General features: G+C 66.9%; 17 protein-coding genes. 10 read left to right on the top strand and 7 right to left on the bottom strand.

What is annotated here, in order from left to right; all coding sequences use genetic code 11:
- The first annotated feature begins 1 nt into the window (after position 1).
- Both ACP7EY_RS17430 and ACP7EY_RS17425 read left to right on the top strand, forming a co-directional pair.
- A complete protein-coding gene (locus ACP7EY_RS17430) occupies positions 2-1,114 on the top strand; it encodes an MBOAT family O-acyltransferase (protein ID WP_426195811.1) in 1,113 nt (370 codons plus the stop codon).
- An 8-nt stretch (positions 1,115-1,122) separates the two neighbouring features.
- On the top strand, positions 1,123-1,266 hold the full coding sequence (locus ACP7EY_RS17425) for a hypothetical protein (protein WP_426195809.1): 144 nt from the start codon (positions 1,123-1,125) through the stop codon (positions 1,264-1,266).
- A 14-nt stretch (positions 1,267-1,280) separates the two neighbouring features.
- On the opposite strand, the gene ACP7EY_RS17420 is transcribed toward ACP7EY_RS17425, so the two are convergent.
- Together ACP7EY_RS17420 and ACP7EY_RS17415 are read right to left on the bottom strand one after the other, a co-directional pair.
- A complete protein-coding gene (locus ACP7EY_RS17420) occupies positions 1,281-2,045 on the bottom strand; it encodes a DNA/RNA non-specific endonuclease (protein WP_426195807.1) in 765 nt (254 codons plus the stop codon).
- A gap of 87 nt (positions 2,046-2,132) precedes the next feature.
- Positions 2,133-3,461, bottom strand: a complete 1,329-nt coding sequence (locus ACP7EY_RS17415; protein WP_426195805.1) for an AMP-binding enzyme — start codon at positions 3,459-3,461, stop codon at positions 2,133-2,135.
- Between the two features lie 235 nt (positions 3,462-3,696).
- Here ACP7EY_RS17415 and ACP7EY_RS17410 point away from each other — a divergent pair, with 235 nt between their 5' ends.
- Genes ACP7EY_RS17410 through ACP7EY_RS17395 form a run of 4 tightly spaced genes read left to right on the top strand, consistent with a single transcriptional unit; the run spans position 3,697 to position 8,045 of the window.
- Complete coding sequence (locus ACP7EY_RS17410; protein ID WP_426195803.1) at positions 3,697-4,101, top strand: phosphonate transporter; 405 nt, start codon at positions 3,697-3,699, stop codon at positions 4,099-4,101.
- On the top strand, positions 4,101-5,423 hold the full coding sequence (locus ACP7EY_RS17405; protein ID WP_426195801.1) for a sensor domain-containing diguanylate cyclase: 1,323 nt from the start codon (positions 4,101-4,103) through the stop codon (positions 5,421-5,423). Before ACP7EY_RS17410 ends, ACP7EY_RS17405 begins: the two co-directional genes overlap by 1 nt.
- The gene (locus tag ACP7EY_RS17400; RefSeq protein WP_426195800.1) at positions 5,420-7,159 is read left to right on the top strand and encodes a putative bifunctional diguanylate cyclase/phosphodiesterase; all 1,740 of its coding nucleotides are present in this window, start codon (positions 5,420-5,422) and stop codon (positions 7,157-7,159) included. The genes ACP7EY_RS17405 and ACP7EY_RS17400 overlap by 4 nt, the downstream gene beginning before the upstream one ends.
- A gap of 49 nt (positions 7,160-7,208) precedes the next feature.
- On the top strand, positions 7,209-8,045 hold the full coding sequence (locus ACP7EY_RS17395; RefSeq protein ID WP_426195798.1) for a MaoC/PaaZ C-terminal domain-containing protein: 837 nt from the start codon (positions 7,209-7,211) through the stop codon (positions 8,043-8,045).
- An 18-nt stretch (positions 8,046-8,063) separates the two neighbouring features.
- Here ACP7EY_RS17395 and ACP7EY_RS17390 read toward each other — a convergent pair whose 3' ends face one another.
- The 5 genes from ACP7EY_RS17390 to ACP7EY_RS17370 all read right to left on the bottom strand — a co-directional run bounded on the left by ACP7EY_RS17390 (position 8,064) and on the right by ACP7EY_RS17370 (position 13,215).
- On the bottom strand, positions 8,064-8,579 hold the full coding sequence (locus tag ACP7EY_RS17390; protein WP_426195796.1) for a cytochrome b/b6 domain-containing protein: 516 nt from the start codon (positions 8,577-8,579) through the stop codon (positions 8,064-8,066).
- Positions 8,580-8,592: 13 nt separating this feature from the next.
- Positions 8,593-8,868 carry a PepSY domain-containing protein gene (locus ACP7EY_RS17385; RefSeq protein WP_426195794.1) on the bottom strand — a complete coding sequence of 92 codons (276 nt, stop codon included), beginning with the start codon at positions 8,866-8,868 and terminating at the stop codon, positions 8,593-8,595.
- Between the two features lie 26 nt (positions 8,869-8,894).
- Positions 8,895-9,578, bottom strand: coding sequence for a Fe2+-dependent dioxygenase (locus tag ACP7EY_RS17380; protein WP_426195792.1), 684 nt, complete (start codon positions 9,576-9,578; stop codon positions 8,895-8,897).
- Positions 9,572-10,717 carry an alpha-hydroxy acid oxidase gene (locus ACP7EY_RS17375; protein WP_426195790.1) on the bottom strand — a complete coding sequence of 382 codons (1,146 nt, stop codon included), beginning with the start codon at positions 10,715-10,717 and terminating at the stop codon, positions 9,572-9,574. Before ACP7EY_RS17375 ends, ACP7EY_RS17380 begins: the two co-directional genes overlap by 7 nt.
- 74 nt (positions 10,718-10,791) lie before the next feature.
- Positions 10,792-13,215 (bottom strand): TonB-dependent receptor, encoded by a 2,424-nt coding sequence (locus tag ACP7EY_RS17370; protein WP_426195788.1) that lies wholly within the window; start codon positions 13,213-13,215, stop codon positions 10,792-10,794.
- A 275-nt stretch (positions 13,216-13,490) separates the two neighbouring features.
- Between ACP7EY_RS17370 and ACP7EY_RS17365 the strand changes: the two genes are divergently transcribed.
- The 4 genes from ACP7EY_RS17365 to ACP7EY_RS17350 all read left to right on the top strand — a co-directional run.
- Positions 13,491-13,754 carry a hypothetical protein gene (locus ACP7EY_RS17365; RefSeq protein WP_426195786.1) on the top strand — a complete coding sequence of 88 codons (264 nt, stop codon included), beginning with the start codon at positions 13,491-13,493 and terminating at the stop codon, positions 13,752-13,754.
- Between the two features lie 330 nt (positions 13,755-14,084).
- Positions 14,085-14,834 (top strand): DUF6345 domain-containing protein, encoded by a 750-nt coding sequence (locus tag ACP7EY_RS17360; RefSeq protein ID WP_426195784.1) that lies wholly within the window; start codon positions 14,085-14,087, stop codon positions 14,832-14,834.
- 3 nt (positions 14,835-14,837) lie between these two features.
- Complete coding sequence (locus tag ACP7EY_RS17355) at positions 14,838-15,767, top strand: hypothetical protein (RefSeq protein ID WP_426195783.1); 930 nt, start codon at positions 14,838-14,840, stop codon at positions 15,765-15,767.
- A gap of 147 nt (positions 15,768-15,914) precedes the next feature.
- The coding region (locus tag ACP7EY_RS17350; RefSeq protein ID WP_426195781.1) for an IS1595 family transposase at positions 15,915-16,894 on the top strand (980 nt) is incomplete at its 3' end.

Here is a 16,894-nt window from a genome sequence, read left to right as displayed (position 1 = left end):
TATGGTATGGCTGACCGGTTTCGGCTTGTTCTTCATGGCAGGCACCACGCTGCTCTACTGGCGCGTGCCGGCGCGTTGGCGACCGGGCGTGCTCAGCGCCGCCGGTGCGCTGCTGCTGGCCCAGGACGGCTGGTCCGGGCTGGCTGCGTGGGGTGCGCTGATGGCCTGGCTGGGCCTCGTGTGCGGGCCCCGCTGGCGCCGTCCCGCGCTGGCCAGGCAGCTCGGCCTGACGGGCATCGTGCTGGCGTTTGCACTGTACCAGTACGCCAAGGCTGAGCACGCCCTGGCGCCTTACCTGGGATTCGCCTTTGTGTCGCTCAAGGCCTGGCACATCATTGCTGAACACGGCAGCGGCGCTGGCGCACAAGGCCGGATGGCAAGTACCCTTGCCTACCTGCTGTACCCGCCCACGCTGGCGCTCGGCCCGGTGCAGCGCTTCGACGCCTTCCGGCTCGAGCTGCTGCGCGCGCGCTGGGACAGCCGGGACGCCTCGCGCGCGCTCGAGCGCATCCTGTACGGCTATTGCAAGGTCATCCTGCTGGCCCATTACCTGCTCGCCAATAAACTCCACGGCCTGCAAGGCCTCAGCGGCGTGGTCTGGGTCGATACCTACCTGGGACTACTCGCTTACGGCCTTGACCTGTACTGGCAGTTTTCCGGCTATTGCGATATCGCCATTGGCTTCGCCGCCCTGCTGGGCATGCGGGTGCCGGAAAATTTCAACTTTCCCTTCGCCGCGCGCAGCCTGCCCGACTTTTGGCGCCGCTGGCACATCACGGTGTCCGAATGGTGCCGCGACTTCGTGTTTCGGCCCTTGTTTTCGCGTAGCCATCATTACCTGGCCGCCAGCCTGGCCAGCATGATCGTGCTGGGGCTGTGGCATGAACTGTCGCCGCGCTACCTGGCCTGGGGGGCTTTTCACGGCCTCGGCCTGGGCATTGCCTACCTGTGGTCGAACCACATCGCGCTGGCCGCCACGCTGCGCACTTACCGGGCCTGGCGGGTCGCCTGCAGCTTGCTCACGCTGCAATTTGTGATCGTCAGTTTCGCCCTGACCTCGAGCGCCACCCTGGGCGAGGCCTTCCGGAAAATTAGCGTTTTGGCGGGACAATAAGGAAAACGATGATGTACGAATTTCTGATGCGCATGCTACCGGCGCCCCTGGCCAATCTGCTGATGGCATGCTGGTACGGCGCCTTGCTGCTGTCGCTGTGGCTGGCGGCGCCGTCGGCGCTGAACCTTGCGTTTCGCTACGGCGAAATGTAGATGCGCCAATTACCTCAGATGCCGCCGGGCCGCGCCTTGTCCAAAAATTCAATGCCCGTGCGCCGTACCAGCTCCTCGTAAGTAATCGGCTTGCTGGCCCGCGCCTGGTCGGTGTTTTCAATCCAGTGCGCCCACGCCCGGTTGGCCACCGGGTCATACACCAGCTTGTACAAATAGCGGGGGACCCACACCTGGTTCGGCCCCAGCGTGCGCACCGGCGCCGTGAACACGGGGCCGGTGAACACATACACGTCGCCGGCAGAGCGCATCACGTACTTGCGGGTGGCCTGTTCGATCGACTTGGCCCAGGCGCCCCGGTTGTTGGCCGGCGCCTGCGGCACCATGTTACTCAGGCTAAACGACTGCGCCATCGCGCGGGCGTTCGGCATGTCGGCCGCCGGCGCCATGTGGCCCCGGTCGAACCGCAGTTCGTCGCCGTGGTCCTCGATGCGCGCCTTGAAATCGACGAGGCGGGCGCGGTCGGCACTGGGCAGGCGCGCTTCCTCGTAAAACTTGTTGGTGCGCTGTTCGCCGTCGGCGTCGGCCAACTGCGCACGGCTGAGCTTTTCGACGACATAGACGGGCGTTTTCGACTCGCCGGAATAAAGCACGGCAAAGGCGTCGAAACACAACAGGCGTTGCCGCGCGGGCGCACTGTTGGGAAGCTTGGGGACGCTGGCATTGACAAAAAACTGCGGGCAGCTGTCAAGGCTTGCTGCAGAAGAAATGGAGGAGATAAAAACGACAACAAGGGCGCTGAAACGTGGGATCTGGAACATCGAACTTCTTAGATTGCTGCGGGGCTAAATTATAGCCGCGAAAAAAGTTCTCCATATGCAATCCATTGCGCAAGCGTCCTGCCCGCGTCAGTCGCCGTCGATCACCCAATCGGCCAGCTTGCCGTTGCGCTGGCGTGGCACGGCCGTGCCGAACGTAAAACTGGCGGGCCGCTCGGCCGGCGCCAGGTGCTGGCGCACATAATCGCCCAGTTGCTGCGCCAGCGTGGCGGGACTGGCGCCGCTGGCGGTGGCGATATACGCTTTCAGGCGCGTGCCCTCGTCGGGCCGCATCAGCCGAACAGCCGCATCGACCACGGCGGGATGCTCGCGCAGCAGGGCCGCCACCCGCTGCGGGAACACATTGATGCCGCCCACCTGCACGGCCGCATCGACCCGGCCGCTGAGCGCGAAGTGGCAGTCGTCCTGCCAGACCAGGCGGTCCGGCAGCCGGACCATCGACGCGCTGCCATCGGGCATGCGGCGCACCAGGCGGGCATCGTCCTTGTCGACCCGCTGCCAGTACGGCAAGCAGCGGTAGGGCGCGCTGACGCCGTCGCGCCAGCCCACACCGGCCGTCTCGGAGCTGCCGTAGATCTGCACCAGGCGCGCCAGGCCGGCCGCCTGCAAGCGTTCGGCCAGGTCCTGCGGACAGGGCGCGGTGGAACTGACGCCGACCACGTCGGCGGCGCACTGGCCAAGGCCGGCCCCGGCCAGCGCCGCCTGCCAGAACTCCGGGTAGCCAATGACCAGGTCGCCCGGCAACAGGGCTTGCCAGACGCCGGCCGCCACCTGGCCGCGCACGTCGACGACAGGCACGATGCGGCCCGGGCCGGCCAGCTGGGGCAGCAACACGGTCCACAAGAAACCGTAGATATGGTGGCAGGGAACGGCACTGACGATACGGCGGCGCCCAGGCAGCAAGGGGGCCAGCGCCGCCACTTCCTGCCACAGATGGGCCAGCGGGTGCACGCTCGAGGTGGGCAAGCCGCTGCTGCCGGAGCTGCGAAACCCCAGCCGGGCCGGCGATGCGATCGGCGCCGGCTGTTCGAGCGCCGCCTGCAGCACCGCCACCCAGGCGTCGAGCGAGCTGTCGGCCAGCAGCGCATCGAGCATGCCCGCCTGCGGCAACTGCAGCACCTCGGCCAGCGCGGCCGTCAGCGCCATCAGCTCGAGCGAATCGGCGCCCAGGTCGGCCACCAGGTCGGGCGCGCCGTCGCCAGCCACCCGCAGGCCGCCACGGCCGGGCCGCAGGCGCGCCAGCTCACCGTCGATCAGGTCGACCGTAAAGCGCTGCAAGGCGCCGGGGGCGCGCCACCAGTGCGGCTGTTGCGACAGTTGCGGCTGTTGCGGCTGTTGCGGCTGTGCCACAGTGACGGCGGCGTGCACGCCAGTTTGTATTTTCGCAATTTCTTTCACACCCATTCCTTATTCCGTCACCAATATATAGACCGATTATAAATTATCCATCCTCACCTACAAGTCCTCGCAAAATCCCGGTCCCCGTGCGAGGATCAATCATGGAGGCGGCGTCCTCAAATTGACACAATTTGTCGCAGGAAGCGCACAATTGTTTCTGTGCGCCAACAACATATGATCAATTCAGATAGACTACCCTGCTAACGGATCTGACCATTTTCAAGGAGTTCACACCATGCCGCACACCGACGCGCTTCCCGCCGTTTGTTCTTTCGCCGCGACCGACCTGGCCGCGCAACTGGCGCGATTGTCGGAGTCGGCACTGGACGGACTCGACTTCGGCGTGATCGGCTTCGACGCCGCCACCGTGGTGACCCGCTACAACGCCTTCGAGTCGAATGCGGCGGGCCTGACCGCCAACCGCGTGCTGGGCCAGCCGCTGTTCACGGTGGTAGCGCCGTGCATGAACAATTTTATGGTGGCCCAGCGTTTCGAGGACGCTTTCGATGCGGGCGAGGCGCTCGACGTGACCATCGATTACGTGCTGACGCTGCGCATGCGCCCGATCAAGGTGGCGCTGCGCCTGCTGGCCCCGTCAGGCAGCGCCGTGCGCTACGTCCTCGTGCGCCGCGCCCAGTGATGGAATTCGACCTGGCACGCTTGAGCGAAGAGCACGAGGCCCTGATCCAGTTCTTGTACCTGGCGCCGGTGGGCCTGGTGCAAGCGTCGCTCGATGGCGCGATTTCGATGATGAATCCGGTGGCGGCGCAGTTGCTGATGCCGCTGGCGACCGACGGCCAGCTCGAGAACCTGTTTACCGTCCTGGCGGGAGTCGCCCCCGACCTGCGCCACCAGTGCCACGACTTTAGCGCGGCGCAGGGCATGGTGTGCGACGGCGCCCACCTGTACCTTGACCCGGACCGCCGGCGTTCGAAAAACGCCCGCGTGCTGTCGCTGTCGGTGGTCAAACTGGGCGAGGCGCGCCTGATGGCGGTGCTCAATGACGTCACCGACCAGGTGCGGCGCGAGCGCGAGCTGCGCCAGACCGGCGCCTGGCTCAACGCCATCCTGACCGGCATCAGCGACTACGCCATCGTGCGCCTGGACCCGCAGGGCATGATCGAATCGTGGAACGAGAGCATCGGCAGGGTCACCGGCTACAACGCCGCGCACACCATCGGCCGCTCCGGCGCCATGTTCTATGCGCCGGGCACCACCACCGACCACCATCTTGCCGACCGCCTGGCCGAAGCCGACCGCGATGGCTGGAGCCTGGACGACGGCGTGCGCGTGCGCGCCGACGGCAGCGAGTTCCGCGTCAGCACCATGATCACGCCGCTGCGCGAACACGACGACGGCGCCACCACCGCCTATTCGATGATCATGCGCGATATCGGCGACAAGCAGCCCGGCGCCGAGCGCGAACGCAACGCCGCCCTGCGCGACTATCTAACGGGCCTGGGCAACCGCCGCGCGTTTTTCGAGGCCGCCGAAGTGGAGCTCGATCGGCACCGCCGCTCGCCCCGCCCGACCGCCCTGATCATGTTCGACGCCGACCATTTCAAGGCCGTCAACGACCGCCACGGCCACGCCGGCGGCGACGCCGTGCTGCGCCACCTGGCAGCCGCCTTCAATCTCACGTTCCGCGACATCGACATCGTCGCCCGCGTGGGCGGCGAAGAATTCGCCGTGCTGCTGCCATCGACCGGGCTGGCCGGCGCCGCCGAGCTGGCCGAGCGCCTGCGCCTGCTGGTCGAGCAGGCCGCCGTGCGCGTCGACGGCGCCAATATCGACTATACCGTCAGTGCCGGCGTGGCCGTGCTCGACGCGAACGTGACGGACCTGGAAGGCTTGATGAAACGGGCCGACCAGGCGCTGTACGCGGCCAAGGCCGGCGGGCGCAACCGCGTCGAATGCTGGCGTGAGGCGCTGCCCGCCCAGGCCGGGGGAGATCGCTCATGAGCCTGGACAACATCGACCCCAACGAGGCGCTGATCGAGTTCCTGTACCGCGCGCCCATCGGCCTGGTGCAGATCACCCTCGACGGCGGCATCGAGATGCTCAACCCGATGTCATCGAGCCTGTTGATGCCGCTGGCGCGCGACGGCAATATGGTCAATCTGTTCGATGTGCTCGACCCGCTGGCGCCGGAACTGCGCCAGATGACGACGCTGTTCGCCACGCCGGCCGGCGTGATCTGCGAGTCGTTTCGCATCATGATGGAACCGCACGACGATGGCCAGGCGCGTCCCATGTGCCTGTCCGTGAGCCTGCTCAAAATCGACGCCAACAAGGTCATGGCGGTGCTGGCCGACGCCACCGCCGAAGCGCAACGCGAGCAGGACACCATCACCCGCCGGCTCAACAGCGCGGCCCGCATCGACGCCCTCACGCAGATGCCGAACCGGCGCGCGGCGCAGGAGCAGATCGGCCTGATGATGAGCCGCCACCGGGGCGCGCCCGGCGGATTTGCCGTCCTGTTCATCAATTTCGACCGCTTCAAGATGATCAACGATTCACTCGGCAACGCCATCGGCGACCAGGTGCTGGTGGCGATGGCGCGGCGCATGCGCGCCGTGCTGCGCCAGCCCGACAGCGGCGGTCAGATGGCCGCGCGCATCGGCGGCGATGAATTCGTCGTCGTCCTCGATGGCATACGTCGCGCCGGCGACGTCGAAAATGTCGCCAGCCGGCTGCTGGAAACCATCCGCACGCCCTGCCTCATCGACGCTCACGAGATCATCTGCAACGTCAGCATCGGCATCGTGCTGGGCGCCGAGGCGGCCGGCGAAGCCGACAGCGTGCTGCGCGACGCCAGCATCGCCATGACCCTGGCCAAGGCCGACGCCTGCGGCTACCTGGTGTTCGACCAGTCGATGCGCGAGCGCGCCGTGCGGCGTGGCGACATTGAAGGCGAACTGCGCCGCGCCATCCACGACCAGCAGCTGTTCGTGCTGTACCAGCCGGTGGTGGGCTTGCTGGCCGACGGCCGCATCGACTGCTCGACCGGGGTGGAGGCGCTGGTGCGCTGGCAGCACCCCGTGCGCGGCGTGGTGCCACCGCTCGAATTCATCGAAGTGGCCGAGCAGTGCGGCTTGATCGGCGCGCTGGGCGACTTCGTGCTGGAACGGGCCTGCGCCGATTTCGTCGCCTGGCAGGCGCTGCTGGGAGAAGCGACGCCGCGCCTGCTGGCGGTGAACCTGTCGCGCGCCCAGCTGGCGCAGACCGACTTCGCCGCGCGCGTGGCGCAGATCCTGCAAACGTGCGGCATGCGCGCGTGCCAGCTGCAGCTGGAAGTGACGGAATCGCTGGCGGCGCAGGACGATCAGGTGCAACACCGCCTGCACGAACTGAAAGCGCTGGGCATCAAGCTGGCGCTGGACGACTTCGGCACCGGCTACTCGTCGCTGGCCAGCCTGCACCTGCTGCCGGTCGACACCGTCAAGATCGACCGCTCGTTCGTCAGCCAGAGCGACACCAGCGCGCACCACCGGGTGCTGATCGAAGCGACCGTCAAGGTGGCGCGCAGCCTGGGCATGGACACGGTGGCCGAGGGCATCGAAACGGCGGCGCAGGCCAGGGTGGTCAACGAGCTGCAGTGCGACAAGGGGCAAGGCTACCTGTACAGCAAGCCGCTGTCCTCGGCCGCGCTGGTCGACTGGATCGGCTGTTCGAGCTCGCTGGCGCTGGTGGCCTGAGCCGGCGCACGCAATCGTGCACAAGGGGTCGATAGGCCATAATAAGGCGATGATCGCTCCCCTTCCGCCAATGCGCGCCGCGCGCCTGCTCGCCGCCCTGTTCAAGCGAGGCGCGGCAGGCGACGTGCCCGAGGGCCGCATCGACGCGCTGCAGACGGTCTTTCTGCTCGCCCGCATCGATGCGCGCCACCTGGCGCGCTACAACACCCTGCTGGGCTTTGCGCCGGCACGGGTGCCGCTCACTTACTATTACCTGCTGACCCAGCGCGCCCACCTGGCCACGCTGCTGGCGCCGGCCTTTCCGTTTCGCGTGGCCGGCATGATCCACGTCGAAAACAGCCTGGTCGAAGCGCAGCCGGCCGATCCGGCGCGGCCCCTGCTGCTCACCACCACCGTCACCATCGCCCCGCTCAGCGCGGGCGGCGCCGCGTTTTGCGAACTGCTGACGGTGGCGGCACAGGACGGCGCCACCGTATTTACTTGCGTCAGCAAATATATGGCGCGGCGCGGCACGCGCCAGGGGGCGGGCGGCGCCGGCGACGACGCCATCGAAGGCAAGCGCATCGGCGGCTGGGCGGTGGGCGGCTCGCTGGGGCGCGCCTACGCCCGCGTGTCGGGCGACTGGAATCCGATTCACCTGTGGCGCTGGTCGGCGCGGCTGATGGGTTTGCGCCGGCCGATCATCCACGGCATGCACAGCGTGGCGGCCGCCTGCGCCCTGCTCGAGCACACCACCGCCAGGCGCGTGACGGCGGTGAGCGCCCGCTTCCGCGCGCCGATCACCCTGCGCGCTCGCCCTACCCTGTACTTCAGCGGCGACCATCACCGCTACTGCATCGGCCTCGATGGCCGGCGCGTGGTCGACGGCAGCGTCAGCCTGGGCTGAAGCGGGCGCCGACGCTGTTCAGTCCCCGGCCCGCTTGTCACCGGTGAGCATCGCCCTGACCAGGTTTTCGCGGTGCTGCCAGCAGGCCAGCGCCACCCCGGCCAGGTGCAGTGCAATCAATCCCACCAGCAGCCAGGCCAGCGCCGCGTGCACTTGCACGGGCCAGGCATAGCCCCACAGCAGATCGGTGGTGGCGGCCCAACCGGACAGGCCCACCAGGGTGACGCAGGCGAGCAGCGCCACCACCATCGCGCCGCCGGCCGGATTGTGGCCCAGGTAGCGCGGCGCGGCGCCCGTGAGCACCTGGCGCAGATAGCCAAGGCTGGCGCGCGGCGGCGTGACGAACTCGCTGAAGCGGGCGTAGGCGTTGCCCTTGACGGCCCACAGCAGGCGCGCGCCGACGATGGCGACGGCGCCGTAGCCGACCCACTCGTGCAGGGGGCCGGTGCGGCTGCTGGTGATCCAGGCGCCGGCGATCGACAGCACCAGCAGCCAGTGCAGCAGGCGCACCGGCAGGTCCCAGATGCGCAGCATTCGCGCGCCCTTTTTACTCTTCAACGCGGGCAAAGGTCACCGGGTCGAAAAACGCTTCGACGCGCTTGCCCTGCGGGTCCTTGGCGTACACCTCGTAGCAGGTTTTCGACACTTCCATGCGGCGGATGGTCCAGCCTTCGGCCACCAGTTTCCTGGCCAGTTCCTCGTGCGACTTCCATTCGGTTTTCGGATAGGCCTTGCACTTGACGTCGCCGTGGGCGCTGGCGCCGGCGGCGGCGCCGGCGAGCAGCACGGACAGCAGCAGGCGGGATGCGAGGGAGTGTTTCATGGTGGTCCTTTGAAGAAAAGTCAGGGTCAGGTGGTGGCCCAGCGGCGCACCAGATTGTGATAAACGTTGGTCAGCTTGAGCAGGCGCGCGTCGTCGGTGGCCAGCACGGGGGTCAGTTGCTGGATCGCCTGGTCAAGGTCGAACAGGGTGGCGCGCGCGCCCTCGTCGCCCACCAGCGACTCGATCCAGAAGAACGAGGCGATGCGCGCGCCGCGCCGCACCGGCGCCACCCGGTGCAGGCTCGAGGCGGGATACAGCACCATGTCGCCGGCGGCCAGCTTGACCGACTGGCCGCCGAAGGCGCCCTCGATCTCCAGTTCGCCGCCGTCGTACTCGTCCGGTTCGGACAGGAACAGGGTGGCCGCCAGGTCGGTGCGCACGCTCACGGCGCTGGCCGGCACGTGCATGATGGCGCTGTCGACGTGGGCGCCGTAGCCGCCGCCGCTCGCATAGCGATTGAAGCGGGGCGGATAGATCTTGCGCGGCAGCGCGGCCGAGACGAACAGGGGATGGGCGCCCAGGGTGCGCAGGAGATGGTTGCCCAGGCTGATCGCCACGTCGGCGCTGTCGTCGACCTGCTCGTTGTGCTTGACGGTGCGGGCCAGGGTGCCGCCGCTGGCGGCGCCGTCCTGCCAGGGGGCGCCGTCGAGGATCGTGCGGAACTGGCGCACTTCGTCCTTGCTCAGTACCTGTTCAATCGAGATCAGCATGGTCGTTCCTGGTAGTCGTTACAGTCGCTACGCCAGACGGTGGCGCCGTCGATCTGCGCCAGCGTGGCGCAGCCGGCCAGCGCCATGCACAGTTCGAGTTCCTCGCGCAGGCACTGGAGCATGTGGGCCACGCCCAGCGCGCCCGCCACCGCCAGCGCGTACACCTGCAGGCGCCCCACCATGACGGCGTCGGCGCCCAGCGCCAGCGCCTTGAACACGTCCAGGCCGCTGCGGATGCCGCCGTCGAACAGCAGTGGCGCGCCATCGCCCAGCGCCGCGCGCACCTTGACGAGCGCGTCGAGGCTGGCGGGCGCGCCGTCGAGCCCGCGCCCGCCATGGTTGGAGACGACGATGCCGGCCGCCCCCAGCGCCAGCGCCTGGCGCGCGTCGTCGGGATGGAGCACGCCCTTGACCCACACGGGCAAGCGGGTTTGCCCCAGCAGCCAGGCCAGGTCGTCCCAAGTGGGCGCGCCGCGCATGATGCCCTGGAAAATCCGGCTGGCGCCCGCCTGCGGCGCGGCCGCCGGCGCCGGCGTGGGCAGATTGGCTGCCACGCAGTCGGCCGGCATGCGAAAGCCGGCGCGCAGGGCGCGCCGGCCGGGCGCCTGGATGGCGGCGTCGAAGGTGGCGACAATGGCGCCGCAACCGGCCGCTTCGGCACGCCGCAGCAGGGCCAGGGTGGCCTCGCGGCTGCCCTGAAAATACAGCTGGAACCAGTGCGACGCCGGGGCCGGCGCGGCCGCGGCGATCTGCTCGAGCGTGTACGAAGCCAGCGTGCTGCTGACGATGGTGGTCTCGAGCGCCGCCGCCGCCCGGGCGCTTTCAAGCTCGCCCCCCGGGTGCGCCAGGGTCTGGAGCGCCACCGGCGCGAGCAGGATGGGATGGGCCAGAGCGCGCCCGGCCAGGGTCAGGCGAGTGTGGCCGTGGCCGACATCGCGCAAGATGCGCGGCAGCACCGACCAGCGCGCGAACGCCGCCCGGTTGGCGCTGGCGGTGGCGCCGGCGCCGCTGCCACCGTCAATGTAGTCGAAGGTGGGCGCGGCCAGGAAGCGCTGGGCCAGCACGGCGTAATCCTCGGCGCAGGCGATCTGCGCGGGGATGCTGGTAATGGCTGGCTGGGCCGGGCTGGCGCTGGTCATGGGGGTGCTCATCAAATTGAAAAAGGCACGCCGGTATTGTACCGGCATGCCTGGGGGCGGATTACGCTGCCAACTCAGATCTCGTAGTTGAGCGTCACCCGGACTGCGCGCGCGTCACCCTTGTACAGGAAGGAGCCGGAGCGGTACACCGCCGTGTAGTAGTCCTTGTTAAACACGTTGAGCACGTTCACGCGCACGTCGAGCTTCTTGTTGAAGCGGTAGGCGGCGAACAGGTCGGAGACGTTGAACGACGGCACCGGCTGCGAGCACATGCCATTGGTGAAGCCGGCGCCGGTGTCGGGCTGGCCGCCGCAACGGCTGCTTTCGTAGCGGTTGATGGCGCCGAACGAGAAGGCGTCCGTCAACTGGTACTTGGCCTGCACCGAATAGGACTTCTCGGCGAAGTTCGACAGCGGGTTGCCGACGTTGGTGGCGACGGCCGAACCGAGCACTTTCGATTTCATGACGGCGGCGCCGGCCTGCATCGAAAACTTGTCGGTGAAGTCGCCCGAGATGCCGATTTCAAGGCCGTGGACGCGGTTCTTGCCCGTGTTGAAGGTGCCGATGGTGTCGTAGTTGGCGCCTTCCATCACTTCCTTCTTGGTGGTCTGGAACAGCGCCGCGGTGGCCAGCAGCTGATTGTTGAGCAGGTTCCACTTGGTGCCCAGTTCCAGGTTGGTCGAGCTTTCCGGCTTGGCGCCGGCGATCTGGCCCTGGTACAGCACGGCGCCGCCGTAGCCGCTGTTGGTGCCCGAATCGGCTTCGCCGCCGTTGATGTCCTGCGCCGTCGACGCGCTGGCATAGGCGATGACGTCCTTGGCCACTTTATAGGTCAGGCCGAAGTGGCCGTTGACCAGGGTGTCCTTGTAGCCGTAGTCGCCGCTGACGGCGCCGGTGGCGGCGGTGAAGCGCACCAGGTCGAGGTCGAAGCGGTCGGCGCGCACGCCGCCGAACGCGGAAAAGCGCTCGGTCAGGTCGATCGTGTCCATCGCCGTCAGGGCCACCGTCTTGACGCGCCAGTCCTGGTTCTTGCCGGCGCGGATCGCGCTGCGCCCGGCCAGGTTGGCCAGGTTGGCCACCGGCGTGCCGTTCGAGGCGGTGAAGCACCAGGCGTTATTGGCGCCGATCGGGTTGGGGGACGTGGTCGACACCGAGCGGCAATTGGCGGCGGCGCCGTTGGTGATGCCGTAGCTGCCCGAAACGACCTTGTGGTTGGTGTACTCGACGCCGAAAATGAACTCGTTCTTCATGCCACCCAGGGTGGTGTCCAGGCGCAGATTGCTCTGGTGCGCGAAATAGTCGACGTCCTGCCAGCCGCTGTGGCCACCGTCGATATAGCCGGTCGTGTAGGCCGCGCCGGTGGCGCCGTCGTAGCGGGTGCCGGCCGAGGCGCCGGTGGTGACGTAGGCATTGTTCGAGGTGCCGTAGCGGGTCAGGCTGGTCAAGCGCATGTTCGGCGCCAGCTTCCAGTTGATGCGGGCGGTGACGGTGTCGATGTCGGATTTTAAAAAGTCGCTCGACTGGGCATACACGGGCACGTCCTTGGCGGGCACGCGGTACGGCAGCGTGCCAGTCAGGTAGGCGCCCAGATCGGGCGACTTGTCGCTGGTGCGCAGGCCGTAGTAGTCGAGCGTGATGGCCAGGTCCTTGTTCACTTCAACCAGGCCGGAGACGGCCACGCCCTTGCGGCTGCGCGATACCGGCTTGCGGTCGGGGACGTCTTCGTCGCCATACAGGGCATTGACGCGCAGGGCGAAGTTGTCGCCGAAGCCCTTGTTGAAGTCGGTGGTGAAGCGCTTCTGGCTGTCGCTGCCGACGCCGGCCGAGAAGCGCGTGAAATCGTGGTCCAGCGTGGCCTGCTTGGTGATGGCGTTGATGGCGCCGCCGGCAGTGCCGCGGCCGGCGAAGCTCGAGTTCGGGCCTTTCGAAATTTCCAGCTGCTCCACCGCGAAGCTCTCGCGGGTGCTCATGCCCGGGTCGCGCAAACCGTCGACGAACACGTCGCTGCGCGCTTCCTGGCCGCGGATGATGTAGCGGTCGCCAAAGGCATTGCCGTTTTCGCCCGTGCCCAGGGTGATGCCCGGCTGCGCGGCGAGGATCTGCTTGAGGTCGGTGACGCCGGCATCGTCGATGGCGGTCTTGGTCAATACCGTGATGGTCGATGGCGTCTCGGCCAGCGGACGGGTGTGGCGCGAGTCGCCCGAAGTACGTGCTTTATACGGCGCGCCCACTTCGGCGTTGGGATTCGATTCGACACGCTTGCCCAGCACGACGATTTCACCGAGCTGCCTGATCTGCTCGCCGCCAGGACCGGTGGCGGTGGCGGTGGCGGCGCCCTGCGCGGCGGCCGTCTGCGCCAGCGCGCTCAGCGGCGCCAGCGGTACCAGCAGCATCGCCGCCGAGACGCTCATGGCGAGCGTCGAGCGCTGCAGCGAAGCGGCAGGTGTGGTGTCGAGATGGCGAAGACGCAGCGGCTGGCGAACTGGCGAGTGATTCATGATTCCCTTGATGGATGGCGTGATGGATGATGTGCTGCAGGCCCGGCGCGGTGAGCGCTGGTGCCAACTTGAATAAATCATAAACGACCAGGGCCACTTCTGTAAATAGGAATCACTCTCATTTCTATTTGTGTTCCACAATTGAACCGATATCGTCGCTTACGCGGTCAAGATATACGCTTTGTGTATGGACGCCATCAGATCTTAAAATTTCCGTTATTGGATAGGCGCACATATACTGCACTGCAACAACGAAACATTCTCAAGGAACGATCATGACCACCGCCACCTATTCGAACGACAGCGCCTCCCTCCGCCACTATTTCTCCGACCTGGGCAACGCTGCCCGCGCCTTCGCCGATGCCCTGTTCGCCGCCCAGGCGCGCCAGTTCGTCGTCCAGGAAGTGCGCGCCAGCGCGCCGGTCGCGCCGGCCGTCAAGGCCCGCGGCGTGCGCCAGTTGTTCTCGCTGGCCCGCGACGTCGAGCATTTTTCGCCGAACCTGGCCGCTGAATTGCGCAACCTCGCCACCCGCGATTAAGCCATGGACATGCTCGAACTGATCCCCGTTGGCCTGGCCGCTGTCGTCGTCGCCATCCGTCTCGCCATGTTCACCCCGCGCAACCGCCGCGCCGCCAAGGCTGGCGCCTGAGCAGGTACTGCCCCCCTCAAAAGAACCGGACGCTGTCCGGTTTTTTTTCGTCCCGCCGGTGCCCCGACCAAGCTGTCGGGAAACCCCTTTCATTGATCTAAAGCAGAGCTCGCTAAAGTTGCGGGGCTAAGGTGTTCAAGCCGGCGCATGTGGCATGCGCGGTCTGTCCCCCTGGACGGGCCGTGACGTGGGTCCGGCCTCACCTTCTGGGAGACGACTATGGCAAGTTTTGGAGTGGAAGGCATTCGTTATTTCAATCACGCGCGCGCCGCCGGCGTCAGCACCGCCGGCGACCTCACTTACACGTTCAACCGCGCCAACGGCATTGACAACAAGCTGCGCTCGGCCGGGCATACGCGGGCGTTTTACTGGGCCAACACCAACTGTTGGGAAACCGACATCCGCGACACCGACAAGGGCGGCGACGACGTCCGCTGGGCCGACAATGTCGACCTGTTCTGGATTGAAACGCATGGCAACCACGAAGCCGACGGTCGCGCCCGCATGCTGTATGACACCGCCCGGGTCAACTGGCGTACCTACTCCGACCAGTGGCAGCTGGGCGAAAACTGGAACGCCGAGTGGGTCATGGCGTATTCCTGCGAAACGGTGGACCGCAACCGGGTCACGGGCTTGTGGAACATTTTTGCCCGACTGCATATCTATTGCGGCGCCTGGGGCAATATGTACGACGGCATCACCACCGACGAGTGCGGCGAGGACGTGGGCGACAACCTGATCCATGGCGACACCGTCAGCCATGCCTGGCACGACGGCGTCTCCGACTGGTGGGTCGACAACCACCCCATCACGGTGTGCGTGGGCGACGCCGCCACCTGGAACAACGGCAATATTCGCTGGGATCGCAGCTACCTCAACCGCGATCATTTCTGGGGGCATGGCAACGTCGACGCCGACCTGGCGCCGGCCCAGCAAGCCTGCTTGTTGTGGTACTGGACGGAGGGCTGAGCGATGAACGGACAATCCCTGACAAGCGTGCTGGCCGCCAGCGCGACACAAGCGCCGGCCAGCGCCGCCATCTACGCCGTGCAGCCGTTCGCACTGGACGAACTGCGCACGCGCGCCAGCGGCCTGCTGGCCCTGCTGACCGGGCAGGACGACAGCGCCGGCGCCTGCCGCAGCGACCGCGCCGACTGGAAAAGCGACGACAGCCAGACCACCATCACCCTGCCGCAAGGGGCGCGCGCCGTGCTCTATCACGCCTCCGGCGCCATCGACTACCGCTCCGGCCTGGCCCCGTTCGCGGCCAGCTTTGCCCAGCCGGTCGAACGCGAGGGCTTGATCCGCCAGCTCACCGAGCGGGCGGCCCGGCTCGAGCTACCCGCCTGGCTGGGCGAACAGGGCTCGCTCAGCTTTGAACGGCTGTGGCAAATGAAAGCGCAGGGCAGCGACCGCACCGGCAAGAACAGCGAGGTGCTGCTCACGCGCGCGGTGGGCGCCTGGCGCCATGCGGTGGCCGGCATTGCCGTGCTGGGCGCGGCCTCGGTGGCGCTGCGGCTCGCTGGCGACGGCACGGTCGATGCGTTCTCGCTGCGCATCCGCCCCAGCGCCGCCGAAACGGTCGACACGGCGACAACCATCGCCCCCGAACTGGCGGCGCGCCAGCTGGCCCAGCACCTTGCCAGCCTGCTCGGCAACGGCCGCGACGAGCTGCCCCCGGACGCCATCGCCGAAGCGCGCATGTTGTTCGGCTACCTCGACCTGGGCAAGCGCAAGGCGCAGCAGGTGCTCGCGCCCAGTTACGTCGCCCAGATCACCGTCGTGCACAAGTTCGAACGGCAGGCCTACGTGCTGGCGGTGCCGGCCACCGAGCGCAGTTACCAGCAATTGCAGGTGGCCGGCAACGAAGGCCTGGCGACGGGCGCGCGGCGCGGCTGCTAACACGCAGGGCAGGCGGTCGGCCACAGGCCGGGTCGGCATCGACCCGGCCTTTTTTTATGGCGCTTTCACCGTTTGCTGTGGGTCGACCCCGAACCGATTTGAATTGCTGAGGTCAAACCTGCTCCACCAAGGTGATGGGAGAGCAGCATGGCACAAGGCAAGCAGGTCCGTCCGAATTTCACCCGTCTGTTCTCCCGGCTGCGCGCCTTCAATACGCAACAAAGGCTGGCCGTGTGCTGTTTCATGTCGGCGCTCGTCAACGGCGAGCGCATCGCCGCGCTGATCGACCAGATCGCCCACGCGCGCAGCGCGTGTCCCCGCTGCGCATCGCGCCAGTTCGGCCGCCACGGCTTCGCCAATGGCCTGCAGCGCTATCGCTGCAGCGCCTGTGGAAAAACTTTTAATGGTTTAACGGGCACGCCACTGGCGCGCCTGCGCCTCAAGGGCAAATGGCTCGCGTATTGCGATTGCCTGCGCGACCCGGCCTGCACCGTCAAAAGCGCCGCCGAGAAAGTGCAGGTGCACGCCAATACCAGTTTCAGATGGCGCCACCGCTTCCTGCACTGGGTCAAGTTCGACCGACCCGCCACACTGCAAGGCATCACCGAGGCCGACGAGACGTTTTTGCTCGAATCGGAGAAGGGGAACCGGCAGGGTAAGAAGCAGAGCAAGCAGCAGAGTAATAAGCAGGAAAGTGATCAGGACAAGGGGCCGAAAAAGGATCAGGAAAGTCAGCAGGAAAATACACCGCTGGGCAGAGCGCCCCGCAAGCGCGGGGGCGTCGCGTCGAAACGGGGCATATCCAGGCAACTGGTCAACATCGTGGTGGCGCGCGACCGGGGCGGCGCCACCATCGATTTTATTGCCGGGCGCGGCGCCCTCCAGGCCGACGCCTTGCACACCCACCTGTTACCAAAACTGCAGCGCGATGTGCTGCTCGTGAGCGACGCCAATGGGGCCTATAAAAAATTCGCGCGCGAGGCGGGCATCGACCATCAAAGCATCAATCTGCGCCAGGGCGTTCGTGTACGTGAAGCCATTCACATTCAAAACGTCAACGCTTATCACAGCCGCTTTAAACGGTGGCTCCATCACTTCAACGGCGTGGCCACGCGCTATCTGGACAA

Source organism: Massilia sp. DWR3-1-1 (assembly GCF_049898325.1).
Lineage (GTDB): Bacteria > Pseudomonadota > Gammaproteobacteria > Burkholderiales > Burkholderiaceae_D > JAFCUW01.
This window is presented reverse-complemented; position numbering and strand designations above follow the sequence as displayed.